We start from the raw sequence: 26,216 nt of genomic DNA, 5'->3' as shown, positions 1-26,216 counted from the left end.
CGGCCTCATCCGCGATGAATGTTATCATTCGCTTGTTTAAGCAAGTTTTGGCTCTCGGCCATAAATTGCTGCGAATAGCTGCCAAACCACTGGCTGACCTGTTTGAAGCTCTCAACAAAACTGCTTTTATCATGCTGCTCAAGCAGAGCAAGCGCATCACCAAAGCGTTGATGGAAACGTTTGATCATCTCAATATTCTCTTCGGAAGAGAGAATGATGTCGCCGTACAGATTCGGATCCTGGGCAAAAAGCCTGCCGACCATCGCCAGCTCTAAGCGATAAATCGGTGAGCTGAGTTTCATCAACTTGTCTAGGCTCGGATTCTCTTTGCTCAAATGCATCCCGTAAGCGAACGAGGTAAAGTGGCGTAGCGCTTGGATCAAGGTCATGCCATGATCATGCTCCGCCGCATCGATTTGACACACGCTCGCTCCCCAAATAACAAACTGTTGCAATAGCCACTGATAGGCTTCGCTGTCTCGGCCATCGCAGCAGACAATCACCTGCTTGGCCAAGCTCGGTACGTCTGGGCCAAACATCGGGTGTAAGCCGACAACTGGCCCGCGATGCACATTGAGCATCGCCTGCAATGGCTTGGCTTTGATGGAGGTCAGGTCGCACAAAATGCAGTCTTGCGGCAGATTCCCTAACTTATCGATCACGCCTTGGGTTAAATGAATCGGCACAGTGACAACCACTAAGCCCGCGCCATCAAGGATCTCATCGGCACGTGGCCAATCTTGGCTACCCAACACTTTTACGCCGTAACCTGACAAACGGAACATGCGCGCAAACAACCCACCCAATTGGCCATGACCACCAATGATCACCACCGAGCGCAGTTCTGGATTGAGGCACTTGAAACCGGAATCTTTTTCACTGGCGTAGGACTCGCGCATCACACGACGCAAAATATCTTCAATCAATTGCGGGGGAATGCCCATTGCCTGAGCTTCTGCTCGGCGTGATGCCAGCATGGCCGCTTCTCGATCGGGGGCATAGATGGGCAAGCCGTGCTGGCTTTTCACTTCTCCCACCTTTTCCACCAAAGCGAGACGCTGCGCGAGCAGTTCCAGCATTTGTTTGTCGACGGCATCAATTTGATCGCGCAATGCGTTGAGTTCAACAGCCATGATATCCCTTGTTTACTGTTACTTCAGACGTTGTTGTAAAAATGGCACTAGCTCTTTGTGCGCTTTGCGCAGCAGTGCCTCTGTGGTATCCCAATCAATACAGGCGTCGGTGATAGAAACCCCGTATTGCATTTCACTCAGTGGCAGTTCCGACGATTGATTGCCTGCGTTAATATGGCTTTCAATCATCAAACCAATAATCGATTTGTTGCCTTCGCGGATCTGATGAATCACATCTTCCGCGACCAAAGGCTGACGACGGTAATCTTTACGTGAGTTGGCGTGACTACAATCGACCATCAATGACGCATCCAAGCCCATTTTCGCCATATCTTGCTCACACTCAGTCACGGACACTGAATCGTAATTAGTCTGCTTACCGCCACGCAAAATCACGTGACCGTTTGGGTTGCCTTGCGTAGTCAGAAGTGCCACCTGACCTTCGCTGTTGATCCCCATAAAACGGTGGCTTGACGAAGCCGCTTGCATCGCATTGATCGCCGTAGACAAACTGCCATCAGTGCCGTTTTTGAAACCAATTGGCATCGAAAGGCCACTCGCCATTTCACGGTGAGTTTGCGATTCCGTGGTTCGAGCTCCAATCGCGGCCCAACTGAAGGTATCAGCAAGGTACTGCGGGCTAATAGGGTCGAGCGCTTCGGTCGCGAGCGGGATCTCCATTTCAGCCAATTCCACTAAAAGCTGACGGCCGACATGCAAGCCGTGTTCAATGTCGAAACTACCATCCAGATGAGGATCGTTAATCAGCCCCTTCCAACCCACAGTGGTGCGCGGCTTTTCAAAGTAAACACGCATAACAATATACAGTTGATCATCAAGTTGTTGTGAGAGTGCTTTTAATCGACGTGCATAATCCTTCGCCGCGGCAAGGTCGTGAATTGAGCAAGGGCCGCAAACCACCAGCAAGCGGTGATCTTGCTTATGGATAATGTTCGCGATGGTATTGCGTGATTGCTGAATAAAGCCACGCGCTTTGTCACTGAGCGGCAACTTGGCTTTTAACTGATCGGGCGTGATCAGAATCTGTTCATCACTGATATTAATATTACTCAACTCACTTTTACGCATAACTCTCAACCTGTATATTATTTTTTACAACTAAAATCCATAAGGCAGCTCAATCAACCTTGATGACAAAATAACAGGCTAGAAAAGAAAATCAACCGTAAAGATAAAAAAACATTTAGTGTAAATTTTTAATTACACAAAAGATAAAATGCGTATCGATGAGAATTCATCGCTTAAGCGGTTCTTTTCTCACTTTTATGGCAACAAACGCTGCAGGGCATCACGAGCTGTTTTCCACTCTTGAGAGCGCGTCAACTCGTCTAAAGTAAAGCTCTGCTTCTTCAATAGTGCTGCCGCGCTAGGCACAGAAGTGATGGGCAAACTATCTAGCGCTGCGACTTGCGCGTCACGCTTATTGCACATCAGTAGCATGTCACATCCGGCGTGTAACGCTTGCTTGGCCCGCTCTGCTGGGCCTCCCATCACAGCCGCGCCTTCCATAGTAAGATCATCAGAGAAAATCAGCCCTTTAAAGCCCAATTCTTGGCGAAGTACCTGTTTTAACCAATATGATGATCCGCTGGCAGGCTGAGAATCATACTGAGGATAGATAACGTGCGCGGGCATCATGGCATCCAACATTCCTGCCTCAATTTGCGCTTTGAAAATCGCCATGTCCTCTTGCCATAGGTCATCGCGCTCATCAATCGGTGTCTCTAAGTGCGAATCGGCAATCACGCCACCGTGACCGGGGAAGTGCTTGCCTGTAGTCGCCATCCCGATACTGCGCATCCCTTGCATATAAGCACTGCTGTGACGCAAGATGGTATGTGTCTCTTCACCAAAGGCCCGATTACCAATCGCTTTGCAGGCAAAGCCTTTATCCAGCACCGGGGCAAAACTGAGGTCGATATCGTGCGCAATCAGCTCGGCCGCCATCAACCAACCGCCCATGCGCGCGAGTGCTTCCCCTTGCGCATGCTTGGCGTATTCAGCCGCAGCAGGAATGGGTGAGAAACCTTCGCGAAAACGCTGTACTCGTCCACCTTCTTGGTCGACGCCAATCAGAAACGGGCGCTTGACTGTGCGGCGAATCGACGCCACTAAGGCTTGCAGTTGCTGACTGTCGTGATAATTGCGCGTAAACAGAATCAAGCCACCAACAGTCGGATGAGCAAGAATTTCTTTATCTTCTGCATCCAGTTCGTAACCTGCGACATCTACCCATAACGGTCCCATTTTCTCTCTCCAAACAACTGATATTGGTTAAAACTAAATGAGGTTATTCCGAATGAATTTGCATTACAATGCTTTGCACGAGGAAAAACGGCGGGGAAATCAGGATGCAAGAGAAAGAGCTGTATATCGGTGTGATGTCGGGAACCAGCATGGATGGCGTCGACACTGCGCTGGTTGAAATCAACCAAGGGCAAGTGCGCTTGCTCGCGCACCACGATCACCCACTACCAACGTCGTTAAAGCGGCAACTGCTTTCTGTCTGTACTGGGCAAAGTACCGATTTGCGCACTCTGGGTGAGCTTGACCACCAACTCGGCCACCTGTTTGCCGATGCCGTACTCGCACTTCTGAACAAAACGGGCATACAAGCCAGCCAAGTGAGCGCGATTGGCAATCATGGGCAAACTGTTTTTCACCAGCCCACCGGGCCATCTCCGTTTACCACTCAACTGGGCGATGCCAATATTATCGCGGTGCGCACTGAGATTGACACCGTGGCGGATTTTCGTCGCAAAGACATCGCTTTAGGTGGTCAAGGTGCGCCGCTGGTACCGGCATTTCACCAAGCCATCTTTGCCATGCAGGACTCAACTACCGTGGTGTTGAACATCGGCGGCATCGCCAATATCTCCGTGCTTCATCCAAAACAAAGGGTCTGCGGTTATGATACTGGCCCCGGCAACATGCTAATGGATGCGTGGTGTGAAAGGCACACGCAGCGAAGCTATGACCAAGACGCGCGACTCGCCTGCCAAGGAGAAGTGGATCGCCACTTGCTGGCGCGTCTGTTACAGGAGCCTTATTTGGCCAAGCAGCCCCCCAAAAGTACCGGGCGCGAGCTGTTTAATAGCGAATGGCTGGATGGGATGATCGGCACTCATGATTGCTCAGTCGAAGATGTGCAGCGCACCTTGTGCGAGTACTCGGCGCTAACAATCGCCAACGAAGTCGAAAAACATGCCTTTGGAGCGAACCCGCAACTGCTGGTGTGTGGCGGCGGGGCGCGCAATCCACTTTTGATGCAGCGCTTAGCGCAATGCTTGCCACAGTGGCAAGTCGCGACGACGAGCGAGAAAGGCGTCGATGGCGATAACATGGAAGCTATGGCGTTTGCTTGGCTGGCGTATCGCCACGTGCATCGCCTGCCCAGCAATCTGCCTGAGGTGACAGGCGCAAGCCGCCTTGCCTGCCTTGGCGTGCTTTATCCAAAAGCATAACTGCAGAAAAGAGCAAGGTGGCCGATTGAGCTGCCACCTTTTTGTCTGAGCTTTCTGCTGCTGACTTTTCTCTGGTCACTTTTTTAAGTCGCTTTGCTCTCGCTGACTTTGTTTTCCGCCGTTTGCTCCTTAATCAAGGAAACCACCGTTTCACCGACTTTGGGCGCAAAGTGATCACTATTGTGGCAAATCTGCACTCGTCCGTTGCCATCCACCACAAACAGCGGCAAGACGAAGTTCGCTGCGTGGGTCTGCCGATAATCGGCGTAAGTGTAGTTGTCACTCAGCTTAGTGTGTCGCACTTCTGCCCCCTGATTGATCAAGCTGGCCAGTTTCTTATAGCTGACCGATGAGCCAAGAAAGGGCAAGCCTTTGTAATCCTCTGAAACGGCATGCTTGTCACCGTTGCTCGACGCGCTACTGGCTTGGTCATACAAGCAGAAAATCCGCTTATCGCTGAAGTCATTCATAAAATGCATACAGGCCATGATGTTAAAGTAACGGTCTGGACTCAGTGCCACCACATGGCCAATGCCAATCAAATTCAAATACTCATCTGCATGGCTAGAAACCGGATTGCCGTAGTAATGCTCCAGCCCAGCCATTCTCGCTTGACGAATGTAATCCCAGTTGGAATCCGTCAGCATCACACGGCAATCGTATTTGCTGATCGCCAGCGCCAGTGTGCGGGCCACATCATTAGCCCCGATAATCAAAAAACCTTTAGGTGCGGGTTCGGCCAAGCCGAGTGCCACTGCCATGGGCCGCGCCGAAGCGCTTTGCAACACCACAGTACCGATGATCACCATGAAGGTCAGTGGCACCAGTAATGCTGCTTCAGACATGCCAAGCGAGTCCAACTTGATGGCGAAGAGCGAGGAGATGGACGCCGCGACAATACCGCGCGGCGCAACCCAAGCGAGAAAGCTTTTTTCCTTGAAGCTGAGAGAGCTGCGCAGCGTGGCAATAAAAATCGAAGCCGGACGTGACACCAACTGGATAAACACAAATAGCAACAGCGCACTGATGCCCAAAGTGGCGAAGTCGTCCGCTTTGATTCTTGCCGCCAGCAGAATAAACAGCCCGGTGATAAATAAGATGGTGAGGTGCTCTTTAAAATGCAGAATGTGCTTGATGTCTACTCCACGGGCATTAGCGATCCACATTCCCATGACCGTGACGGTGAGCAGACCAGACTCATGTTCAAGATGATTCGACAGTGCAAACACGCCGAGCACCATAGTCAAGACCGCAAACGGCTGCAAATATTCAGGTAACCAACCACGACGCAAAACCGTCGCCAACAGTTGCCCTGAAACGATGCCAATGCCTAAGCCAATCAGCAAAATCCAGGCTAAGACAATCAAGCTGTGCGTCTCGCTGCTCGAGACAATAAACTCATACACCATGACGACAAACAGCGCGCCAAGCGGATCTATCAAGATCCCTTCCCAGCGCAAAATGTTCGCCAGCCGCGTACTCGGGCGCACCGTTCGTAGCAAGGGGACAATCACCGTCGGGCCAGTTACCACTGTCAAACTGCCAAACAGCAGTGCTAAGGGCCAATCAAACCCGAGTAAGTAATGCGTGGCGCTACTGGTCAATCCCCATGAAACCACGGCGCCCACAGTCACTATGCTCCACACCGTGTTGCTTACACCACGGATTTCACGAAAGTTAAGTGTCAGACTGCCTTCAAACAGAATCACCGCCACCGCCAGCGACACCATGGGAAAGAGCAAATCGCCAAGCAGTTGCTCCGGTTGTAACAGGCCGCTCACGGGCCCGACCAACAAGCCCGCCAGCAACAAATATAAAATGGCCGGAAGCTTTAAACGCCATGCCAACCATTGGCAGGCGAGCCCAACGACGCCAATTCCTGCTAGCCAAAGTGCTGCGGTTTCTGCTTGCATATCCCTGCCCTCGCTGTTGCGCTCAATCGATGTTGATTATGTTTCTTGTCGTTCCATCACCGTTTCATTGCTGGTACTCATTCCAGCCACGTTGCCACTCCATGCGAAAGCGCTGCGCCTGTTCGGTACCTTCGCACACCCCTTCGTAATAGGAGCCCGACAGGCCAATTTGATAGGCAAAATCCGCGTTGCAATATTCATCCACGCCTTGCAGATAGCCTTGGTCATAATCGCTTTTATTCACCTCACCCAGCGCAGCGAGTGCTTTAAAGCTGCGTTGGGTGCGCCCATTCACCCCATCTTGATAGCCGACCTGATACCACTCGCCCGCTTTGGCCAACTCTTCGGTACTCGACGCGCAGCCGACCAAGGCCACCAGCAGCAAGGCTAATGCACTCTGTTTCATTTTTCTTTCCTTAACTCATTGTTTTATCCAATAACCTTACCACTTAAATCCCCCACTCGCCGCATCAAGCGCGAAATAAACCACTCGCCCCGTCAGCAGACCGCTCACGCCGACGAGAAACCACTGAGTCGCCATAGCGACCACTCGTCTGGCTATGCGACCACTCAAGTTAGAAGCCAGTGCAACTGGGCAGAGAGTCACTTACTCTCCACCCTGAGCTTAACTATTATCCAAGGACAAATTGCTATGATGTGGTTTCTATCCTGTGTCGCTGCCCTGATTGGCGGATACTTCATCTACGGCGCTTTCGTTGAGAAAGTATTTGGTATCAACGAACATCGCCAAACTCCAGCCCACACCAAAACCGATGGCGTCGACTACGTGCCGATGTCAACGCCCAAAGTGTATTTGGTGCAACTGCTGAATATCGCCGGTGTCGGCCCGATTTTTGGCCCGATCATGGGGGCTCTTTACGGCCCGGCCGCCATGTTGTGGATTGTGGTCGGCTGTATTTTTGCTGGTGCGGTGCACGATTACTTCTCTGGCATGCTCTCCGTACGTAACGGCGGCGCTTCTGTGCCGAGCATCACCGGCCGCTACTTAGGCAATGGCGCTAAACATTTCATGAACATTTTTGCCATTGTTTTGTTGCTGCTGGTCGGTGTGGTGTTTGTGTCTGCGCCAGCAGGCATGATTACTAACCTTATCAACGATCAAACCAGCTTCTCGGTGAGCATGACAACCATGGTGGTGATCATTTTTGCTTACTACATCATCGCGACGATTGTGCCTGTCGACAAAATCATTGGCCGCTTTTACCCACTATTCGGCGCGCTGCTGATCTTCATGTCGGTTGGCCTGATGACCGCGATTGCCCTTTCACCTGAACACACAGTGATGGGGGATTTCCAAGTCGCTGACATGTTCTCCAACCTCAACCCGAACGATATGCCGCTCTGGCCTGCACTGTTTATCACCATCGCTTGTGGTGCGATCTCTGGCTTCCACGCCACGCAATCACCGCTGATGGCGCGTTGTATGGAAAATGAGAAAAATGGCCGCTTTGTCTTCTACGGCGCGATGATCGGTGAAGGGATCATTGCACTTATCTGGTGTGCCATTGCTCTGTCTTTCTTTGGTTCACTGGAGTCCCTTTCTGAAGCGGTGAAAAACGGCGGCCCTAGCAACGTGGTCTACAGTGCGTCATTTGGTTTGCTTGGCGTGTTTGGTGGTGTGATTGCCTTCTTGGGTGTAGTGATTCTGCCAATCACCTCGGGCGACACTGCGTTTCGTTCCAGCCGTTTGATCTTAGCGGAATACTTCAACATGGAGCAGAAAACTCTGCGCAATCGCCTACTGATGGCCGTTCCGCTGTTCGTCCTTGGTGCGATTCTGACTCAGGTGGATTTTGGTATCATCTGGCGCTACTTCGGTTTTGCCAACCAAACCACCGCAGTGATGATGCTGTGGACGGCATCGGCTTACCTGCTACGCCACAACAAGCTGCACTGGATCACCACGGTTCCAGCCTTCTTTATGACCACAGTGTGCGTCAGCTTTATCCTCAACAACAGCGCGCTGGGCTTTGGTTTACCAATGCAGATTTCCACCATTGCTGGCCTTATCTTCTCGCTGGTGGTAACAGGCTACGTGATCAAAATCTCCAAAGGCAAAGGCGAGCGCGAGCTAGCGGATGAAGAAAAACCACAAGCCGTTTCCGAAACCGCGTAAGCACCACGCCATGAGTGCCTAAACAAAGAGTCTGCCCAGTCGCAGACTCTTTTTCTTTGCCATACAATAAACCCTGTTCAGCCACAGAAGAGTCGTTATGGAACTGGTTATCTCGCTACTGCAGCAAATGTGTGTTTACTTGGTGTTGGCTTATATGCTGAGTAAAACCCCGCTCATCTTGCCGATGCTCAACATCTCGTCACGCCTGAGTCACCGCTTGCTCTGCTACCTGCTGTTCTCTGCCTTTTGTATTCTGGGCACCTATTTTGGCCTGCATATCAATGATGCCATTGCCAACACTCGCGCAATTGGTGCGGTGATGGGTGGGCTGTTCGGCGGCCCAGTGGTTGGTTTTGCGGTTGGCTTTACTGGCGGTATCCACCGTTACACCTTAGGCGGTTTTACCGATCTCGCTTGCGCCATCTCCACCACGACAGAAGGGCTGATCGGTGGCCTATTGCATGTCTATCTACTCAAGAAAAACAAAGGGGCACAACTGTTTAACCCTTCAGTGGTGTTTGGCATCACTTTTTTTGCCGAGATCATGCAGATGATCATCTTGCTGGTGGTCGCCAAACCCTACTCAGAAGCCTACGCTCTGGTGTCGGCGATTGCCGCACCGATGATCATTGCCAACTCGGTCGGCGCTGCACTGTTTATGAGCATTCTGCAAGACAGAAAAACCATCTTCGAAAAATACTCCGCCACCTTTTCCCGCCGCGCACTGACCATTGCCGATCGCTCGGTCGGTATCTTGCACAGCGGCTTTAACAGCACCAATGCCGAAAAAATTGCCCGCATCGTTTACGAAGAGACCAATGTCGGCGCAGTGGCGATTACCGATCAAGAGAAGATCCTCGCGTTTGTCGGTATTGGTGATGACCACCACAAGCCTAACACGCCAATCTCGTCGCAAAGCACGCTCGATTCGATGGCGCAAAATGCGATCATTTATCTCGATGGCAGTGAGCGCCCCTATCAATGCTCACTGGCTGCCGACTGTAAATTGGGCGCAGCGTTGATCATTCCGCTGCGCGCTGGCAAAGAGGTGGTCGGCACCATCAAGCTGTACGAGCCCAAACGTAAACTCTTCTCCACCATCAATATGTCGATGGCAGAAGGCATTGCCCAGTTGCTTTCCAGCCAAATTCTCTATGGCGATTACCAACAACAACAAACCTTACTGACGCAATCGGAAATCAAACTGCTGCACGCGCAAGTCAACCCGCACTTTCTCTTCAACGCGCTCAATACCATCAGTGCCGTGATCCGCCGCGACCCTGACAAAGCGCGCGAGCTGATACAAAATCTCTCCCATTTCTTTCGCAGCAACCTTAAGCAAAACATCAATACCGTCACGCTCAAAGAAGAGCTGGCACACGTCAATGCCTACCTGAGCATTGAAAAAGCGCGCTTTGCTGATCGTCTCGACGTGGAAGTCGACATCGCCGCCGAACTGCTGGAGGTCAAACTGCCGAGCTTTACCTTGCAGCCTTTGGTCGAAAATGCGGTGAAGCATGGTATTTCCAACTTGCTCGAAGGCGGCTTAGTGCGCATCTACAGCGAAAAGAGCCCAACAGGCTACGCCATCACCGTTGAAGACAACGCAGGTTGTTACCAAGCACCGAGTGAGGATCACTCCGGGCTTGGCATGGAGATTGTCGATAAACGCTTGAGTCATCACTTTGGTCATGATGCAGCACTAAAAATTCAAGCGATACCACATCAATTTACTAAAATGACCTTTATCATTCCGCACTCAGCGTTGATGAGCTGAATAGCTGTAACACAGGGACTATACGGATGTTGACCGCACTGGTAATTGATGACGAACCTTTTGCTCGTGACGAGCTTTGCGAGCTGCTGGGTGAAACGGGTGAGATCGAGGTGATTGGCGATGCGGCCAATGCCATCATGGGGTTAAAGAAAATCAACGAGCTCAAACCCGATGTGGTGTTTCTCGACATTCAGATGCCCCAAGTGACTGGCATTGAGCTGCTCGGCATGATGGACCCAGAAACCATGCCGTATGTGGTGTTTGTCACCGCTTACGATCAGTACGCGATTCAGGCGTTTGAGGACAATGCCTTTGATTACCTGCTTAAACCCGTCGACCCCGAGCGGCTGAAAAAGACCGTAAAGCGCCTCAATCGCGCCGCCAGCCAGTCGGCGCTCAGCCAGCATTTGTCCGGCATCGCCCCTGAAACGCTGGACCAAATCCCGTGTATCGGCCACAACCGGATTGTGATCATGGCCACGGACAACGTCGAATGCGCTTACAGCGATATTAGTGGCGTGCATGTGCGCTCCATCAATCAAACCGCCAGTACCCAACTGACGTTAAAAACGCTGGAAGAGAAAACACCACTGGTACGCTGCCACCGGCAATATTTGGTGGCGATCAAAGCAATCAGTGAAATCAAATTGTTGGAAAATGGCTTAGCCGAAATCATCACCCGCACGGGTTTTACCATTCCGGTCAGTCGCCGCTATCTTAAATTACTCAAAGAGATGCTTGGCATTTACCAGTAGCCACACTAATTACCAGTAGCCTCACTAAGTGGCAAAAATGCAAAAGGCGACCCAATTGGTCGCCTTCTTCGTTTCACCGTTCTAATCAACCTGCTTAATTTGCAGCTCTTTCGGCACTTCAAAGAACATATTCTCTTCGCGGCCTAGCACCTCTTCAACCGATTGTGCGCCCAGCTCTTTGATGCGATCCAAGATCTGATTGACCAACTCTTCCGGCGCAGAGGCGCCAGCCGTGACACCGACTTTGACTTTCCCGTCAAACCACACTGGCTGTATATCCTGAGGGCAGTCGGTCAGATAGGCAGGCGTGCCGAGTTTTTCTGCAAGCTCTTTGAGGCGTGTTGAGTTCGATGAGTTCTTTGAACCCACCACCACCATCACATCGACCTCACTGGCTAGCTCACGCACCGCATCTTGACGGTTTTGTGTCGCGTAGCAGATATCGTCTTTGCGTGGGCCTTGGATATCAGGGAACACGCGGCGCAGTTCATCAATCACATCGGCGGTCTCATCAACTGACAAGGTGGTTTGACTGACGTAATGCAGATTGCTCGGATCTTTCACCACTGCTTTAAGGCCAATAACATCTTCCGGTTTTTCAACCAGATACATGCCGCCATGCTGGCTGGCGTACTGTCCCATGGTGCCTTCGACTTCCGGATGACCGGCGTGGCCAATCAGCACCACTTCCATACTGCGGCGACTGGCGCGCGCCACCTCCATGTGCACTTTAGTGACCAGAGGACAGGTCGCATCGAACACGGTGAGATCGCGCTCTTTCGCTTCCTGACGCACGGCTTGAGAAACACCATGAGCAGAGAAAATGACGATGTTGTTATCCGGCACTTCATGAAGCTCCTCCACAAACACCGCACCGCGTTGCTTCAGCCCTTCGACCACAAAACGGTTGTGCACCACTTCATGGCGAACATAAATCGGCGGCTGATACAATTCCAGTGCGCGCTCAACAATGCTGATGGCACGATCGACTCCGGCACAGAATCCACGCGGGTTGGCTAACAGGATTTTCATTTCATTGCTCATGGGTAGTTATCTTTTGGCTGGCTATTCTACTGACAAAATTTCAACTTCAAAAGTCACATCTTGCCCGGCGAGTGGGTGGTTAAAATCAACCGTCACCGAGTCTCCGGCGATTTCGGTAATGATGCCTGGGATCTCCATCCCATCGGGTCCGGCAAAGGCCATGATCGTACCGACTTCCACCGCGGCATCGCCAACAAAACGTGCGCGGTCCATGTGGTGGATATGATCCGGATTGGGCAACCCAAAAGCATCTTGCGCTTTGAGTTCAATTGACTTGTTTTCGCCCGCTTGCAACCCAAGCAGACACTGCTCGAAGTTGTCACTCAGGCTGCCATCGCCCATGACAAACTTCGCTGGTTTGCCCATATTGTGCGTGCTATCGGCGATAGAGCCGTCTTTCATTTTGATCGTAAAGTGCAGCGTTACGGCAGATTGTTGGGTAATAGTGGTCACGTTACGGCTTCCTTGTAGAAAACGGTGGCAGTTGCTTGCTCGTTATAGACAAAAGCGCTGACCGAATCAACGGGCAGCGCTTAGGGTTATTGGTTTTTATTGAGATTCTTTGCGACGAAAGCCATCTAAGATGATCATCGCGGCGCCAAGGCAGATGGCTGCATCGGCTAAGTTAAAAGCTGGCCAGTGGTAGTTACCCCAGAAAAAGTCCAAGTAATCGACCACAAAACCGTGTACTAAACGATCAAAGACGTTGCCTACGGCTCCGCCAATAATCATCGCATAAGCAATGTTGTTCCATTTTTCTTTCGTCGAGAGTTTGCTCATCCAATAGGTCAACAGGCCCGTAACCGCAAAAGCAATACCGGTGAACAACCAACGTTGCCAACCCTCTTGATCACTGAGAAAACTGAAAGCGGCGCCATAGTTATGCACATACAGCAAATTAAAGAATGGCAGGACTTCAATGCGATTGGCCCAGCCGTAACCCATCTTCTCCATCACCACAAATTTGATGCCAATATCGGCCACAAACACCACAAAGGCTAACCACAGCCAGCGCACCCCAGATTGCTTTAACGTCAGTGCTTTTTCGCTCATCTTAATTCCTAAAAATAGCCCCAGTGAATACTGGGGCTGCAATTACGATAAAAAGTTCAGTCTTTCGCTCGCCGACAATTAGGCAAACTTACGCACTTCGCCTTCGCCATCGACGTTAGAGACACAGCGGCCACAGATTTTTTCGTGACCTGCGATAGTGCCAACGTCTGGCGTGTGGTGCCAACAACGGTCACACTTCTCAGCTTCCGTTGCACGCACTTCGACAAACAGACCTTCAATGTCGGTGGCTTGCGCCGCGTCTGACTTCTCGCCCAGCGGTTTAACGGTGGCGGCCGAAGTCAGCAGAACGAAGCGCAGCTCATCGTCAAGTTTGTTGATTTTCGCTGCAAGATCGTCGCTGGCAAACAGCGTCAGTTCCGCTTGTAGTGAGCCACCGATGGTCTTCTCGCTGCGTGCCGCTTCAAGCAGTTTGTTGACCGCACCACGCACTTTCTGGATTTCAGACCAGAATGCATTGTTGAGCTCTTCACCCTCTGCAAGGCCAAACAGACCATCGAACCATTCACCAGTGAAGACAAACTTGTCACGCTCACCCGGCATCTGGTTCCAGATTTCATCGGCAGTAAACGACATGATTGGCGCCATCCAACGTACCAACGCCTCGACGATGTAGTACAGCGCGGTCTGACAGCTGCGCTGTGCATGACCACCACGCTTCGCGGTGTACTGACGGTCTTTGATCACGTCAAGATAGAATGAACCCATCTCGATAGAACAGAAGTGCATCAGACGCTGCGTCACGCCGTGCGTGTTGTACTCTTCATACGCTTTGACGATCTCGTTCTGCGCCGCTAATGCACGACCTACCGCCCAGCGATCCAGCGCAACCATTTCATCAGCGGGCACGATATCCGTTTCTGGATTGAAACCGTTCAAGTTCGCCAAGAAGAAACGCGCCGTGTTACGGATACGACGGTAAGCATCGGCTGAACGCTTGAGGATTTCATCAGAAACCGCCACTTCGCCCGTATAGTCAGTTGAAGCAACCCACAGACGCAGGATATCTGCACCTAGCTTGTTGGTGACATCTTTTGGTGCGACCACGTTACCGATCGATTTTGACATCTTACGGCCTTGGCCATCGACCACGAAACCGTGCGTCAATACTTGCTTGTAAGGCGCTTTGCCTTTCATCGCGATCGAGGAGATCAGCGAAGACTGGAACCAACCACGATGTTGGTCCGAACCTTCAAGGTACATGTCTGCTTGTGCGCCGTTGAACTCTTCGCGTTTATCAACGACTGCGTAGTGTGTTACGCCAGAATCAAACCAAACGTCTAAGGTATCGAGTACTTTTTCATACTGCGACGCTTCTTCGCCGAGCAGTTCTGCGGCGTCAAGATCCCACCACGCTTGAATGCCTTTTTGTTCAACCACTTGAGCCACTTTTTCAATCAGCTCAAGCGAGTTTGGATGCAATTCTGCGGTTTCTTTGTGCACGAACAGGGCAATGGGCACACCCCAAGTACGTTGACGTGAGATACACCATTCTGGGCGACCTTCGATCATCCCTTCAATGCGGCTTTGACCCCACTCCGGCATCCACTGAACGCCTTTGATCGACTCTAGTGCTTTGGCACGTAGACCGGCTTGGTCCATCGAAACGAACCACTGAGGGGTCGCGCGGAAGATGATGGGCGTTTTGTGACGCCAGCAGTGCGGGTAGCTATGCTCGTAAGCGTGATGATGCAGCAATGCGCCTTTTTCTTTTAGCGTTTCGACGACAGCATCATTCGCTTTGAAGACGTGTTGACCGGCAAACAGTTCAGTGTCTGGTAGGTACACGCCGTTTGAGCCCACAGGATTTGCCACTTCAAGGCCATATTTTTGGCCGACTGCAAAGTCTTCTTGACCGTGTCCTGGAGCAGTATGAACCACACCAGTACCCGAATCGGTGGTGACGTGATCGCCAAGGATCGCAGGCACGGTAAACGCGTAGAATGGGTGTTGGAACTGAACCAGTTCAAGATCCGCACCTTTGGCAAAACCAAGGTTGTGGAAGTGCTCGATACCCGCGCGATCCATCACCTCTTTGGCCAGTTCAGCCGCAACGATAATACGCTCAGGTTGACGCTCTGAAGCCGCATCGCCCTCAACTTGGATCAGTACGTATTCAAGATCCTCACGCAAACACACTGCGCGGTTAGCAGGCAGTGTCCAAGGCGTGGTTGTCCAGATAACGATCGAGACGTCACCGTGGCCTTCGTGGCCTTCATTTAAAGCAAATTTCGCCAGCAGCGCCGCTTCATCAGCCGCTTTAAAACGAACGTCGATAGAAGGAGAAACTTTGTTTTTGTATTCCACTTCCGCTTCTGCCAGTGCGCTGCCACAATCGGTACACCAGTGAACCGGTTTAAACCCTTTCAGTAAGTGGCCGTTGTCGGCAATTTTACCCAGCGCACGGATGATGTTGGCTTCAGTGGCGAAATCCATAGTGCGGTATGGTTTGTCCCACTCGCCCATGATACCAAGACGCTTAAAGCTCTCTTTTTGCCCTTCCACTTGGCCTGCTGCGTATTCACGGCATTTTTCACGAAACTCGGCTGCGGTCACTTTTTGGCCCGGTTTGCCGACTTTCTTTTCAACCATCAGTTCGATAGGTAGACCGTGGCAGTCCCAACCTGGAATGTAAGGTGCGTCAAAACCTGAAAGTGTTTTGGATTTAATAATAATGTCTTTAAGAATCTTGTTTAGTGCGTGACCAATGTGAATATCACCGTTTGCATAAGGAGGACCATCATGCAATACAAATGATTTCTTGCCTTTTTTCGCTTCACGGATGGCTCCGTAAAGGTCTTCTTGATACCAACGCTTTAGCATTTCTGGCTCACGTTTAGCCAGATCGCCGCGCATCGGAAACCCTGTTTCAGGTAAGTTCAGGGTATCTTTATACTCACTCATCGATTCTTAATTCCGTTATATTGGGCGAAAGTTAGACATTATGTTGTTCGGTGGAATAAACCGTTCAACGAGTTAGCTGACGCAGCCACACCCTTGCTGCCTCAGCATCCAATTCAATTTGCTGTTTGAGTGCGTCAAAAGACTCAAACTTTTTTTCATCACGCAGCTTATGCAAAAGTACCACTTCTAACTGTTTGCCATACAAGTTGGCCTGAAAGTCGAATAAGTGCACTTCTAACTGCTGACGAACGCCGTTTACTGTCGGACGCTGACCAATATTGGCCACGCCGCCAATGGCGTTTTGTGCAAGCCCTAACGCTTGCACAACGTAGACGCCAGAAACCGGGGAAACACAGCGCTTAAGCGGAATATTTGCCGTCGGAAAACCTATGGTTCTGCCTAATTTCCGGCCATGAGAGACACGGCCGCTAATGCTGTAATCCCGCCCAAGCATCTGAGCCGCAGCGGGCAAGTCGTCATCGGCTAACGCCTCGCGAATGGCGGTGCTGCTCACTCGTAACTGCTCTAAACAGAAGCTTTGAGTATTAACCACGGTAAAACCGTATTTCTTTCCTGCTTCTTGCAACATGGTGAAGTTGCCTTGACGCGCTTTGCCAAAGCAAAAATCGTCACCAACAACAAGAAACTTAACACCCAAACGCTCGACCAACAAGTCGCGAATAAATGCCTCAGCATCAAGAGCGGCAAAATGTCGGTTGAAATTGACACACAACAAACGATCCAGTCCTAACTTGCCAAGTTGCACAAATTTATCCCGCAAACGGGTTAATCGCGCTGGTGCCTTTTCTTTGGCAAACAACTCCATCGGCTGAGGTTCAAAAGTCATGACCACAGACGGCAGTGACATGGCTCTGGCTTGCAGAGAAACCTGACGCAACACTTTCTGATGCCCGAGATGGACACCATCAAAATTGCCGATGGTTAATACACAGCCACGATGCTGCGACCTTATATTATGAATGCCTCGTATCAGTTCCATTTGGATACAGCGAAGTGCCTCTATTTTTCTATTTATGCAGTGTCAAACTGGCGGATTATATACTAATCGAGCTTACTCTGTCCCAGCTTTTAGGTCTTTTAGCCGAATCCCGAACAAAAACGCCGAGATTAAGTAAGCAATTGCGCCGATCAAAATCAGCAGAAGTAGCTCCCCAGCGCGATGAGCCGATGTCCATGCTAACCAAGTGCTCATCTGCTCCATTTTCCACAACAAGACCGCAACCATTGCTGCGCCAGCCAAGATTAAACGTGCAATAAAATAGACGGTTCGCTTAGAAATCCGGTAAACCCCAGCTAGATGTAAACCTCGATACAGCAGCGCCATGTTCACTAATGCCGACAGAGCTGTCGCCACCGCTAAGCCGACATAACCATAAAACCAAGCGAAAATCGCGTTAAACACCATATTGGTCACCATAGCAATAATGCCGTATTTAACTGGCGTCTTGGTGTCCTGACGTGAGTAGTACCCTGGGGCGAGAACCTTGATCAACATGAAATTCAGCAGGCCCGATGCGTACGCCAGCAGCGATAGAGAAGCTTGGTGAACGTCTTGCGGGCTAAACTCGCCGCGCATAAACAGTACCATCAGCATAGGTTTGGCTAAAACCATCAGTCCGAGCATGGCGGGGATGCCGAGCAAGGTCACCATACGTACTCCCCAATCCATGGTATGGGCGAAGCCTTCACTGTGTGCATCAACGTGTTTACGCGACAGCGCAGGTAAGATAACCGTCGCAATCGCAATGCCGAACAAGCCAAGCGGGAACTCGAGCAAGCGGTCAGAATAGTAGAGCCAAGAGATCGAACCGGTTTGCAAAAAGCTGGCAATAAAGGTGTCGAAAAGAAGGTTAATTTGGCTAACGGAGACACCAAACAGCGCAGGCAGCATCAAGGTGCGAATTTTAACCACGCCCGGATCTCGCCATCCCCATTTCGGTTTGACCAACACCCCTGCTTTGATTAAAAAAGGCAGTTGGAAGAGAAATTGCACCAATCCGCCTAAAAAGACCCCTATCGCTAAGCCTACTTCCGGCTGAGCAAGATACGGGGCAATATACCAAGCCGCCAAGATCATCATCACATTGAGAAACACTGGAGTAAAAGAGGAAACGGCAAATCTCCCCATGGTGTTTAGGATAGCCCCGGACAGCGCAACAAAAGTGATAAACCAGAGATAAGGAAAGGTAATTTTGAGGATAAAGCTCGCTAGCTCAAACTTTTCTGCGGCAGGCCCGCCGCGCAACCAATCCAGAAACCATCCAGCGCCGAAAAGTGCACTGACCACGCCTGAACCCAGAACGCCCAAAATGGTCACCACAGTGACGATCACACCCAGAGTACCTGACGCTTTCGCGATCAAATCGCGCGTTTTGTTCATGTCGCCACTGGCGTGATACTCCGTCAGAACAGGAACAAACGCTTGGGAAAAGGCGCCTTCGGCAAACAAGCGTCTTAGAAAGTTAGGAATCTTATTGGCGAAGAAAAAAACATCGGCACTGGCTCCAGCGCCCATTAAATTGGCGACAACTACGTCGCGTACTAAGCCCAAAACCCTTGAAATCAGCGTCATAGCACTGACGATCAAGCCGGACTTAAGGAGTCGTTTACTCACAATAACCTCGAAATCTCACCGTAGCCTAACCTTTCTCCGCCTTTTATTAGAATCGAAGCGGATATTTATTAGCATTGGTCTGAAAATGCTGATAGAATCCCCGCCATCTTAACCGCGTTAACCTTTCTTACCAAAAGTTCTTTTGGCTCGATGGGTTTTTGCACAAATCATTTGACAATCGGGCATAAATGAGGGATATTCCTCGCCCTTAAATTGTCACCGAACTAAAGTTTTTGGGAGTTAGACCCTTGGCAAATAACAAATCTGCTAAGAAGCGCGCTATCCAAGCTGAAAAACGTCGTCAGCACAATGCTAGCCGTCGTTCAATGATGCGCACTTACATGAAGAAAACTGTTGCTGCAATCGCTGCTGGCGACAAAGAAGGCGCAACTGCAGCTTTCGCTGTAGTTACACCAATCCTAGACCGTATGGCGACTAAAGGCCTTATTCATAAGAATAAAGCTGCTCGTCACAAGTCTCGTTTCGCTGCACAAATCAAAGCTCTGTAATAGCGCTCTGATTTCAGTGAAGAAAAAGCCGGCTTAATGCCGGTTTTTTTATTTGCAGAATTTTTATTGCCTTTTAATACAGGCAATAAAAAAGCTGGCATCGCCAGCTTTTTTCTATCAACCATCTTTAATGCCTACGCACACGGCGATTCTTGACAGTAAAGACTGTGGAGCAACTTAATCATCGCTTTGACTTCTTCACTTTTTAACGTGTAGTAAACGGTCTGCGCTTCTTTGCGTGTCAACACTAAGCCATCGCGGCGTAACCACGCCAAGTGTTGAGAAAGTGCCGATTGACTCAGTTCTAGTTTAGAACAGAGCTCGCCAACAGAAAGTTCTTGATTGTGCAGCATGCATAAGATTTGTAGACGCCGTTCATTCGCCATTGCTTTTAACAGCACCACAGCTTTAGCAGAATTCTGCTCCATTTCTTTTAAGTTCATTGGTTGGTCCCCGAGCTACAACTTATATGTCCCAACGGTTGTTGCAGATAGTTGTGTAAGAGTAATTTTATAGTTTGAGTTTATACTTTTGTAGATAGTAATCTATTCGTAGTATCGAAGGAACTCGTTCATGTAAACAAGTGACTAAAATTTGCATCACAAACGTTTTTCACTGCGGGGTGTTGAATCATGCGCTCCGCAAAGATCACGTAATACTCTTCTTTCAAATCTTCAACATGACCGATCAACTGCAAAGTGCGGTCGTCCTCTATCTCAGACATATACACGGTTGGTGCAAGAAAAATCACATCGTCGTGGTATCGGGCAAACGCTTTCATTAAAGCCACGTCATCAAACTCGCCGAGCACATCAGGTTGCATCCCCTGACGGTCAAACCACTGCATGACTTTACGCCCCATTGCCGTTCGACCACCCGGCAGCAGCAATTTCTTACGCTCTAAGATTGCGGGAAAGTCCGTATTGTCCAGTTTGCTTGATGAGAAAAAACTCATGCTACTTTCACCCAGTTTCTTGCTGTATAAACCGGGACTTTGAGTCGAATCGACAGGACAGTCAGAAAGGATCATATCGAGCTTATGTTGAGCCAAACGTTCTAACAACAACTCATGCGTCGATTCATAACAACGCAGATGAATACGATCATCTTCCGGCACCGTTGTCATCAAAACCTTACTCACCAAACGCTTCGACAGGGCATCGGCAACCCCCACTTCAAACAAGATATTTGAGTGTTGGCTGTAATTAACGATATCCAGCATCTCATAACTTAAACCAAACATACGATCGGCATATTTGAACACCAATTGCCCTAACTCGGTCGGCTCAACCGTTCTACCGTTGCGTTTGGTCAATTTGCCTTTCATCCGATCTTCCAGCGCTTTGATTTGCCCGGTCACTGTTTGCGGAGTGAGAAAAAGCGCGTCGGCCGCTTTGGTAACCGAGCCTTGTTTACAAACCATCCAGAAGTAGTACAAGTGGTTATAATTGAGATGTGACATGCTGATTGACCTAAAATGTGCGAACGATAGTTATAGCAAATATGACAAAAGGCAGCAAACATATCGAATAATCCGAAAAAAAACTCAGATAATCATATTAATATCGAAGATATCAATTTCATATTGTCATATTTTGTGACATATCACCCACTCAACAAGCAAATAAACCCCAGCACCAGAAAAATAAATATCACTTAAAAATCAATATATTAAACAACACAAGCACCTATCTTACTGCGAAAAACCTCGAACGCGCCAGAAAAAGTCATTGTGACACCGAACTGTAATAATAATGAAATATTACCCCACTAGTATCGCCCTCAGTTTCAACAACAGACCAAACACCTATTCTTGCGGTCAATGGAGAAAATTATGATGAACCAAGCTACAACAACAGCGGCGCCGATTTCGGTGACAACTCGCTGGCTCCGCTGGGCTAACTTGGCATTCATGTTATATCTACTGCTTTTAGCAGTATCTATGGTCGGCAGTGGCTTCAAGTGGGCAACCGGTGATCAAGCCAAAGTACTTTTTGAATTTGCCTCACACCCTATCGCTGGCCTGATGATTGGTTTGGTCGCAACAGCTCTGATTCAATCTTCCAGTACCGTTACGTCGATTATCGTCGGCCTTGTGGCAGGCGGCCTTCCTGTCGAAACCGCCATTCCTATGGTAATGGGTGCCAATATCGGTACCACGGTGACCAATACGCTGGTCTCTCTCGGTCATATGCGCTGCAAAGAAGAGTTCAAACGTGCTTTTGCCAGTGCCACCATTCATGACTTTTTCAATTTGCTGGCCGTGGCAATTTTCCTTCCGCTGGAGATGATGTTCGGCATTTTAGAAAAAGTGTCTCACTGGCTGGTTTCACCACTGCTGAACACCGGTGATATGAGCATGAAGGGCTTTGATTTCATCAAGCCAATCACCAAACCCGTTGTGAGTGCTGTTAAAGAACCGTTAGGTGCTTTCGGCGACACCATTGGTGGCATCCTGCTGATTGTCTTGGGTATTGCAATTATCTTTGTTGCCATCACTGTGATGGGCAAACTGATGAAGAGCCTAATGGTTGGCCGTGCTCGCGATATTTTGAAAAACGCGATTGGTCGCGGCCCTATTCACGGCATCGTATCTGGTTCAGTCGTGACTGTCTTAGTTCAATCGTCATCAACCACCACCAGCTTGATGGTGCCACTCGTGGGCACAGGCGTTTTGAAAGTGCGTGATGTTTATCCTTTTACACTTGGCGCGAACATCGGTACTTGTATCACGGCCCTCTTAGCCGCAACGGCTGTGTCGGGTGAGTTCGCCGTCTTTGCACTGCAAATTGCTCTGGTCCACTTAACGTTTAATGTTCTGGCAACCTTGCTCATCTACGGAATCCCATTCCTACGTGAGATTCCACTCAAAGGTGCTGAGCTTATCTCTGAGATGGCAATGAAAAACAAAGCGGTTGTTGCTGGCTATTTACTGACCGTCTTTCTATTGATTCCTGGCGCTATTCTCGCCTTTACCGCTTAACACAGACGGATACCAATAAGGGGGAAGCGAATGCTTCCCCCTTTTGTTTTGCTCGAATACTAGGTTTTGATTGGCAAATATCGCCAGCTAAGACACACTAAAGAAAAAACGAGCAGCAGGTATGATGGACTATACAGATAAACAACAGCTACTTTCAGTCGCCAGCACTATCGATGAACAACTGGCTCCATTGGTTGAAGGCATCGATATTCTCAGCAGTGTGACACCTCTTAACTACAAAGAAGAACGTCAACGCTTCTTTGACAATCGCTTCTCCGTTGAACCCGCTTTCAAATACCAAACAAAATCGTTGGATGTTCATCTCGCTAAACGCAATTTGTATGCATTGCCGATTGAGCAAATTGACCACCCAGCGCTAAGACAGCTTTATATCGATATCATCCAATCCTATGCGGATAAGCTGGATCAGCTCTGCTCTATTGGCCAGGCTGAATTTCTGTATAACTCGTTACGTTACTATGGCGAGCCAAGCGACAAAGATGTGCGTAACGCCCATTTTCTTCTGCATTTACCGACCGAAGAAGAGCAAGAATCACGACACGATTGCCATTCTATCGCCGCCTTTATGGGGCAATTTTGCCAAGATCACGGCTACAGTGGCGAAATTGAAATCAATCCCAGCATGATCGCTAATGCCCTTGTTTCAGGCACTAAGGTTAAGATCAACGCCTCGGCCAACATCACCACCAAAGAGTTACATGCCCTCGCTCATCATGAGCTTGGCGTCCATCTTTTAACCACCTTGAATGGCCGCGCTCAACCGCTAAAATTGCTCAGCCTTGGTTGCCCAGTCAACACCACCACGCAAGAAGGGCTGGCGATACTGTGTGAGTTTCTCTCTGGTCATTTTAGTTTGAAACGGCTGAGAACCTTAGCCCTGCGTGTTGTGGCGGTGGAGTCGATGATCAAAGACCGCGATTTTAGAAACACCTTTTTGCTACTGAAAGAGCAATACAAGGCCGACGATATGACCGCCTTTACCATCACCGCACGCGTCTACCGTGGTGGTGGTTACACGAAAGACTACTTATATTTGCGCGGATTTCGGCAAATTCTCAACGCGTATGACGACCTCGGCGATGACTTCAATTTGCTTCTCGCGGGTAAAACCGAGATTCGTTATTTCTCCGCGATCAAAGCGTTAGTGAAAGATGAGATTCTTTTGCCACCTAGGTTCATTAGCCCAGCCATCACCAAGCCTGCTCAAGCCGATCCCATCTATAAGTTCGTTGCTAATGCATTGAGATAAGCCTGAATCATGCCATCGAAAGCAAGAAGGGCTCCATTGAGCCCTTCATTAATCACTGACTTGCTATCGAACAAGTGACGTTAAACCGAAAACGGATACTGGATAGGATCATGATGCTGATACCCTTCCACCCAGAAGTCGTCTAGCGTTACCCAAGTCTCCAAATCTTCGAGCGATGTGATCTCTGGGTTAATGTGGAAGGTCGGCGGCGCCAAAGGCTCACGTTTCAGTTGCACCTCTCGCATCAGTTCTAACTGATCTTCGTAGATGTGTGCGTTGACTATCTTGTGGTAGGCCTGCCCCGCCTTCTTGCCAGTTATCTGCGCCATGATAGCCAAAAACACATACACTTGAACCATGTTGAAATTAAGCCCTAATGGCACATCGCATGAACGCTGGGTGCTGTTGAGGTACAAGGTGTCACCAAGCAAAGAGAAATGGTGGCTATACATGCATGGTCGCAGGCAACCCATATGAAACTCACCGGGGTTATAGAAATTGAGAATTTCACCGCGATCGTCAATTCCACGACCCAAGTCATCGACAATTTTGCGTAACTGGTCGATATGGCCACCATCCGGCTTGGCCCAAGCACGTCCTTGAACTCCATACACGCGGCCCATGTGATCTTCCCCTTTGCGATAAGGGTTGCTAAGCCATGCTTGGTTTAAGTTAGCATTGGCATCCCAAGTTTTTGTGCCAAGTTTACGAAAATCCGCAGCGCTATCGTAGCCACGAATATAACCCAGTAGCTCAGCCACAGCGGCTTTCCAAAAACTCTTACGCGTTGTCACTAGAGGGAATTGGTTGTTGGAAACATCGTAGGTTAAATCCGCATTGATCACCGTAAGACAGCGTTTACCGGTGCGTTCATTTTCAACCCAGTGTCCGTCATCGACGATGCGGCGACACAGTTCTAAATATTGTTTCACTTCAATTCCTTACTATGCACTTGCTTTATCTTGGTAGTGACCACGTTTGTAAGCCCACAGCATTAGTGCCAACCCACCGAAGATCATCGGCGAAGACAAGATCTGTCCCATCGAAATGAAACCACCAAACAGACCTAAATGCGCATCCGGCTCACGTACGTATTCCACAAGGAAGCGGAATGTACCATATCCAGCCAAAAATAGCCCTGAAACCGAGCCGAGCGGACGAGGTTTGCGGATAAACCAGTTAAGAATGAAAAAGAGAACCACACCTTCTAACGCCATTTCGTACAGTTGTGAAGGGTGGCGCGGCAGTGGCCCCCCTGTCGGGAAAATCATCGCCCACGGCACATCAGTTACTCGGCCCCACAGCTCGCCATTCATAAAGTTGCCAAGGCGCCCAACACCAAGCCCAAACGGCACTAACGGTGCGACAAAATCTGCGACGCCAAAGAGGGTGCGGCCATGCTTCTTGGCATACCACAACATCGCAGTAATCACACCAAGCAAACCGCCGTGGAATGACATACCGCCCGTCCAAACCTTAAACAAATACAGCGGATCAGCTAAAAACAGGTCAAAGTTGTAGAAAAGCACGTAACCTAAACGTCCGCCGACGACCACGCCAAGAAACCCAGCAAACAATAGATCGGAAACTTGTTCGCGTTTCCAGCCACTGTTGGGCTTATCCGCACGGCGATTGGCCAGCCACATAGCAAACATAAAGCCAACCAGATACATCAGCCCATACCAACGGACGGAGATCGGGCCAATGGAAATCAAGACAGGATCAATATTGGGAAAGGTCAGATATCCCTGAGACATAAATAAGTACTCTTAACGTTAACAGCTGGAGAAAATTCGAATTAGAGTAACATGGTGAGTGCTACAAACATTAAAAACAGTGCAAAGATTTTTTTCAGCACCGCCGTGGGGAGTGTCGTCGCCCATTTAGCGCCAAATCGCGTGGTCAACATCGATGTCCCCGCAATCGCCGCCAGAGCGGGAAGATAGACATAGCCGATACTGTAATTCGGTAGACCTTGCGCTTGATAACCATGTAAAATAAAACCGCTCATTCCCGCAATAGCAATCACACAGCCACACACCGAGGATGAACCGACCGCTTTACGCATTTCGACCCCGTGTCGGTTGAGAAACGGCACCGAAAGCGAGCCGCCACCGATGCCAGCCAAGCTTGAAACCACGCCAATGCCACTGCCATACACCATTGTCAGAAAACTCCCTGGCATGGTTTTCTGCGAAGTGACGCGAATGGAGCGAAACATCTGCAAAGCAAGAAACAGAACAATGACACCGAACACTTTCGGCAGGTATTGGGTTGGGATCCATTCAGCAATATTGGCACCAATAAAGCCGCCCACCACCACACCGGGCATCAGCCATTTAACCACGAACATGTCGACATTACCCAACTTGAGGTGGTTAAGCGCGGACGAGCCCGAGGTAACAATAATGCTCGCAAGGGAAGTCGCCAGCGCTATATGCATACTCAGCTCCGTGGGAATTCCCGCCCAAGGCAATAGATAAAGTAACGCCGGAACCACAATCAGCCCGCCGCCAATTCCCAACAATCCCGCCATCACACCGACAAAAGCACCTAGTGCCAACAAAAGCATCAACAACTCAATGTTCATAAAAACCTAC

Annotated in this window: 24 protein-coding genes; 7 read left to right on the top strand and 17 right to left on the bottom strand. The window is 49.8% G+C overall.

Annotation, left to right across the window (positions count from 1 at the left end):
- Positions 1 to 5 precede the first annotated feature (5 nt).
- The 3 genes from tyrA to nagZ form a co-directional block, all read right to left on the bottom strand.
- On the bottom strand, positions 6 to 1,133 hold the full coding sequence (gene tyrA, locus EA26_RS03510) for a bifunctional chorismate mutase/prephenate dehydrogenase (protein WP_039424193.1): 1,128 nt from the start codon (positions 1,131 to 1,133) through the stop codon (positions 6 to 8).
- Positions 1,134 to 1,151: 18 nt separating this feature from the next.
- The gene (locus EA26_RS03505; RefSeq protein ID WP_039424190.1) at positions 1,152 to 2,222 is read right to left on the bottom strand and encodes a 3-deoxy-7-phosphoheptulonate synthase; all 1,071 of its coding nucleotides are present in this window, start codon (positions 2,220 to 2,222) and stop codon (positions 1,152 to 1,154) included.
- A 195-nt stretch (positions 2,223 to 2,417) separates the two neighbouring features.
- Positions 2,418 to 3,401 carry a beta-N-acetylhexosaminidase gene (gene nagZ / locus EA26_RS03500; protein WP_039424187.1) on the bottom strand — a complete coding sequence of 328 codons (984 nt, stop codon included), beginning with the start codon at positions 3,399 to 3,401 and terminating at the stop codon, positions 2,418 to 2,420.
- 104 nt (positions 3,402 to 3,505) lie between these two features.
- Between nagZ and EA26_RS03495 the strand changes: the two genes are divergently transcribed.
- Positions 3,506 to 4,618: an anhydro-N-acetylmuramic acid kinase gene (locus EA26_RS03495; protein WP_039424185.1), complete on the top strand. Its 1,113-nt coding sequence runs from the start codon at positions 3,506 to 3,508 to the stop codon at positions 4,616 to 4,618.
- An 83-nt stretch (positions 4,619 to 4,701) separates the two neighbouring features.
- Here EA26_RS03495 and EA26_RS03490 read toward each other — a convergent pair whose 3' ends face one another.
- From EA26_RS03490 to EA26_RS21855, 3 genes are all read right to left on the bottom strand, one after another.
- Entirely contained in the window at positions 4,702 to 6,531 is a 1,830-nt protein-coding gene (locus EA26_RS03490) for a cation:proton antiporter (RefSeq protein ID WP_039424183.1), read from the bottom strand.
- Positions 6,532 to 6,595: 64 nt separating this feature from the next.
- A complete protein-coding gene (locus EA26_RS03485; RefSeq protein ID WP_039424179.1) occupies positions 6,596 to 6,937 on the bottom strand; it encodes a DUF2799 domain-containing protein in 342 nt (113 codons plus the stop codon).
- A 36-nt stretch (positions 6,938 to 6,973) separates the two neighbouring features.
- Complete coding sequence (locus tag EA26_RS21855; protein ID WP_156111784.1) at positions 6,974 to 7,138, bottom strand: hypothetical protein; 165 nt, start codon at positions 7,136 to 7,138, stop codon at positions 6,974 to 6,976.
- 45 nt (positions 7,139 to 7,183) lie between these two features.
- Here EA26_RS21855 and EA26_RS03480 point away from each other — a divergent pair, with 45 nt between their 5' ends.
- From EA26_RS03480 to btsR, 3 genes are all read left to right on the top strand, one after another.
- Complete coding sequence (locus EA26_RS03480; protein WP_039424177.1) at positions 7,184 to 8,668, top strand: carbon starvation CstA family protein; 1,485 nt, start codon at positions 7,184 to 7,186, stop codon at positions 8,666 to 8,668.
- A 97-nt stretch (positions 8,669 to 8,765) separates the two neighbouring features.
- Positions 8,766 to 10,445: a sensor histidine kinase gene (locus EA26_RS03475; RefSeq protein ID WP_039424175.1), complete on the top strand. Its 1,680-nt coding sequence runs from the start codon at positions 8,766 to 8,768 to the stop codon at positions 10,443 to 10,445.
- 26 nt (positions 10,446 to 10,471) lie between these two features.
- Positions 10,472 to 11,200 (top strand): two-component system response regulator BtsR, encoded by a 729-nt coding sequence (gene btsR, locus EA26_RS03470; RefSeq protein WP_039424173.1) that lies wholly within the window; start codon positions 10,472 to 10,474, stop codon positions 11,198 to 11,200.
- A gap of 81 nt (positions 11,201 to 11,281) precedes the next feature.
- Here btsR and ispH read toward each other — a convergent pair whose 3' ends face one another.
- The 6 genes from ispH to murJ all read right to left on the bottom strand — a co-directional run bounded on the left by ispH (position 11,282) and on the right by murJ (position 18,854).
- Complete coding sequence (ispH, locus tag EA26_RS03465) at positions 11,282 to 12,244, bottom strand: 4-hydroxy-3-methylbut-2-enyl diphosphate reductase (protein ID WP_039424171.1); 963 nt, start codon at positions 12,242 to 12,244, stop codon at positions 11,282 to 11,284.
- Between the two features lie 21 nt (positions 12,245 to 12,265).
- Positions 12,266 to 12,697 carry an FKBP-type peptidyl-prolyl cis-trans isomerase gene (gene fkpB / locus EA26_RS03460; protein ID WP_039424167.1) on the bottom strand — a complete coding sequence of 144 codons (432 nt, stop codon included), beginning with the start codon at positions 12,695 to 12,697 and terminating at the stop codon, positions 12,266 to 12,268.
- A 96-nt stretch (positions 12,698 to 12,793) separates the two neighbouring features.
- Complete coding sequence (gene lspA / locus EA26_RS03455; RefSeq protein ID WP_039424165.1) at positions 12,794 to 13,297, bottom strand: signal peptidase II; 504 nt, start codon at positions 13,295 to 13,297, stop codon at positions 12,794 to 12,796.
- 78 nt (positions 13,298 to 13,375) lie between these two features.
- Positions 13,376 to 16,219 carry an isoleucine--tRNA ligase gene (gene ileS, locus EA26_RS03450; RefSeq protein WP_039424162.1) on the bottom strand — a complete coding sequence of 948 codons (2,844 nt, stop codon included), beginning with the start codon at positions 16,217 to 16,219 and terminating at the stop codon, positions 13,376 to 13,378.
- Positions 16,220 to 16,283: 64 nt separating this feature from the next.
- Positions 16,284 to 17,219: a bifunctional riboflavin kinase/FAD synthetase gene (gene ribF / locus EA26_RS03445; RefSeq protein WP_039424161.1), complete on the bottom strand. Its 936-nt coding sequence runs from the start codon at positions 17,217 to 17,219 to the stop codon at positions 16,284 to 16,286.
- Positions 17,220 to 17,291: 72 nt separating this feature from the next.
- Positions 17,292 to 18,854, bottom strand: coding sequence for a murein biosynthesis integral membrane protein MurJ (gene murJ, locus EA26_RS03440; protein ID WP_039424159.1), 1,563 nt, complete (start codon positions 18,852 to 18,854; stop codon positions 17,292 to 17,294).
- A 248-nt stretch (positions 18,855 to 19,102) separates the two neighbouring features.
- Here murJ and rpsT point away from each other — a divergent pair, with 248 nt between their 5' ends.
- A complete protein-coding gene (rpsT, locus tag EA26_RS03435; protein ID WP_039424157.1) occupies positions 19,103 to 19,363 on the top strand; it encodes a 30S ribosomal protein S20 in 261 nt (86 codons plus the stop codon).
- 134 nt (positions 19,364 to 19,497) lie between these two features.
- On the opposite strand, the gene EA26_RS03430 is transcribed toward rpsT, so the two are convergent.
- Complete coding sequence (locus EA26_RS03430; RefSeq protein WP_039424155.1) at positions 19,498 to 19,806, bottom strand: ArsR/SmtB family transcription factor; 309 nt, start codon at positions 19,804 to 19,806, stop codon at positions 19,498 to 19,500.
- 128 nt (positions 19,807 to 19,934) lie between these two features.
- Complete coding sequence (gene nhaR, locus EA26_RS03425; protein ID WP_039424151.1) at positions 19,935 to 20,825, bottom strand: transcriptional activator NhaR; 891 nt, start codon at positions 20,823 to 20,825, stop codon at positions 19,935 to 19,937.
- Positions 20,826 to 21,197: 372 nt separating this feature from the next.
- Between nhaR and EA26_RS03420 the strand changes: the two genes are divergently transcribed.
- Positions 21,198 to 22,346, top strand: coding sequence for a Na/Pi symporter (locus tag EA26_RS03420; RefSeq protein ID WP_039424148.1), 1,149 nt, complete (start codon positions 21,198 to 21,200; stop codon positions 22,344 to 22,346).
- Between the two features lie 121 nt (positions 22,347 to 22,467).
- A complete protein-coding gene (locus tag EA26_RS03415; protein WP_039424146.1) occupies positions 22,468 to 23,616 on the top strand; it encodes a flavohemoglobin expression-modulating QEGLA motif protein in 1,149 nt (382 codons plus the stop codon).
- Between the two features lie 80 nt (positions 23,617 to 23,696).
- Here EA26_RS03415 and EA26_RS03410 read toward each other — a convergent pair whose 3' ends face one another.
- From EA26_RS03410 to EA26_RS03400, 3 genes are read right to left on the bottom strand one after another with little or no spacing between them, the layout of a single operon-like run.
- Positions 23,697 to 24,548: a thymidylate synthase gene (locus EA26_RS03410; RefSeq protein WP_039424144.1), complete on the bottom strand. Its 852-nt coding sequence runs from the start codon at positions 24,546 to 24,548 to the stop codon at positions 23,697 to 23,699.
- Between the two features lie 12 nt (positions 24,549 to 24,560).
- On the bottom strand, positions 24,561 to 25,373 hold the full coding sequence (gene lgt, locus EA26_RS03405; RefSeq protein ID WP_039424142.1) for a prolipoprotein diacylglyceryl transferase: 813 nt from the start codon (positions 25,371 to 25,373) through the stop codon (positions 24,561 to 24,563).
- Between the two features lie 41 nt (positions 25,374 to 25,414).
- Positions 25,415 to 26,206, bottom strand: a complete 792-nt coding sequence (locus EA26_RS03400; RefSeq protein ID WP_039424139.1) for a sulfite exporter TauE/SafE family protein — start codon at positions 26,204 to 26,206, stop codon at positions 25,415 to 25,417.
- Between the last annotated feature and the right edge of the window lie 10 nt (positions 26,207 to 26,216).

Origin of the sequence: Vibrio navarrensis, assembly GCF_000764325.1 — a bacterium.
In the GTDB taxonomy this organism is placed as follows: Bacteria; Pseudomonadota; Gammaproteobacteria; order Enterobacterales; family Vibrionaceae; genus Vibrio; species Vibrio navarrensis.
Note: the sequence above shows the minus strand (reverse complement) of the source record. Positions and strands in the feature narration are given on the sequence as shown.

What these genes read in the sequence shown, in the direction of transcription:
- tyrA (WP_039424193.1), bottom strand. Translation starts at nt 1,133, where the DNA reads ATGGCTGTTGAACTCAACGCATTGCGCGATCAAATTGATGCCGTCGAC.
- EA26_RS03505 (WP_039424190.1), bottom strand. Translation starts at nt 2,222, where the DNA reads ATGCGTAAAAGTGAGTTGAGTAATATTAATATCAGTGATGAACAGATT.
- nagZ (WP_039424187.1), bottom strand. Translation starts at nt 3,401, where the DNA reads ATGGGACCGTTATGGGTAGATGTCGCAGGTTACGAACTGGATGCAGAA.
- EA26_RS03495 (WP_039424185.1), top strand. Translation starts at nt 3,506, where the DNA reads ATGCAAGAGAAAGAGCTGTATATCGGTGTGATGTCGGGAACCAGCATG.
- EA26_RS03490 (WP_039424183.1), bottom strand. Translation starts at nt 6,531, where the DNA reads ATGCAAGCAGAAACCGCAGCACTTTGGCTAGCAGGAATTGGCGTCGTT.
- EA26_RS03485 (WP_039424179.1), bottom strand. Translation starts at nt 6,937, where the DNA reads ATGAAACAGAGTGCATTAGCCTTGCTGCTGGTGGCCTTGGTCGGCTGC.
- EA26_RS03480 (WP_039424177.1), top strand. Translation starts at nt 7,184, where the DNA reads ATGATGTGGTTTCTATCCTGTGTCGCTGCCCTGATTGGCGGATACTTC.
- EA26_RS03475 (WP_039424175.1), top strand. Translation starts at nt 8,766, where the DNA reads ATGGAACTGGTTATCTCGCTACTGCAGCAAATGTGTGTTTACTTGGTG.
- btsR (WP_039424173.1), top strand. Translation starts at nt 10,472, where the DNA reads ATGTTGACCGCACTGGTAATTGATGACGAACCTTTTGCTCGTGACGAG.
- ispH (WP_039424171.1), bottom strand. Translation starts at nt 12,244, where the DNA reads ATGAGCAATGAAATGAAAATCCTGTTAGCCAACCCGCGTGGATTCTGT.
- lspA (WP_039424165.1), bottom strand. Translation starts at nt 13,297, where the DNA reads ATGAGCGAAAAAGCACTGACGTTAAAGCAATCTGGGGTGCGCTGGCTG.
- ileS (WP_039424162.1), bottom strand. Translation starts at nt 16,219, where the DNA reads ATGAGTGAGTATAAAGATACCCTGAACTTACCTGAAACAGGGTTTCCG.
- ribF (WP_039424161.1), bottom strand. Translation starts at nt 17,219, where the DNA reads ATGGAACTGATACGAGGCATTCATAATATAAGGTCGCAGCATCGTGGC.
- EA26_RS03430 (WP_039424155.1), bottom strand. Translation starts at nt 19,806, where the DNA reads ATGAACTTAAAAGAAATGGAGCAGAATTCTGCTAAAGCTGTGGTGCTG.
- nhaR (WP_039424151.1), bottom strand. Translation starts at nt 20,825, where the DNA reads ATGTCACATCTCAATTATAACCACTTGTACTACTTCTGGATGGTTTGT.
- EA26_RS03420 (WP_039424148.1), top strand. Translation starts at nt 21,198, where the DNA reads ATGATGAACCAAGCTACAACAACAGCGGCGCCGATTTCGGTGACAACT.
- EA26_RS03415 (WP_039424146.1), top strand. Translation starts at nt 22,468, where the DNA reads ATGATGGACTATACAGATAAACAACAGCTACTTTCAGTCGCCAGCACT.
- lgt (WP_039424142.1), bottom strand. Translation starts at nt 25,373, where the DNA reads ATGTCTCAGGGATATCTGACCTTTCCCAATATTGATCCTGTCTTGATT.
- EA26_RS03400 (WP_039424139.1), bottom strand. Translation starts at nt 26,206, where the DNA reads ATGAACATTGAGTTGTTGATGCTTTTGTTGGCACTAGGTGCTTTTGTC.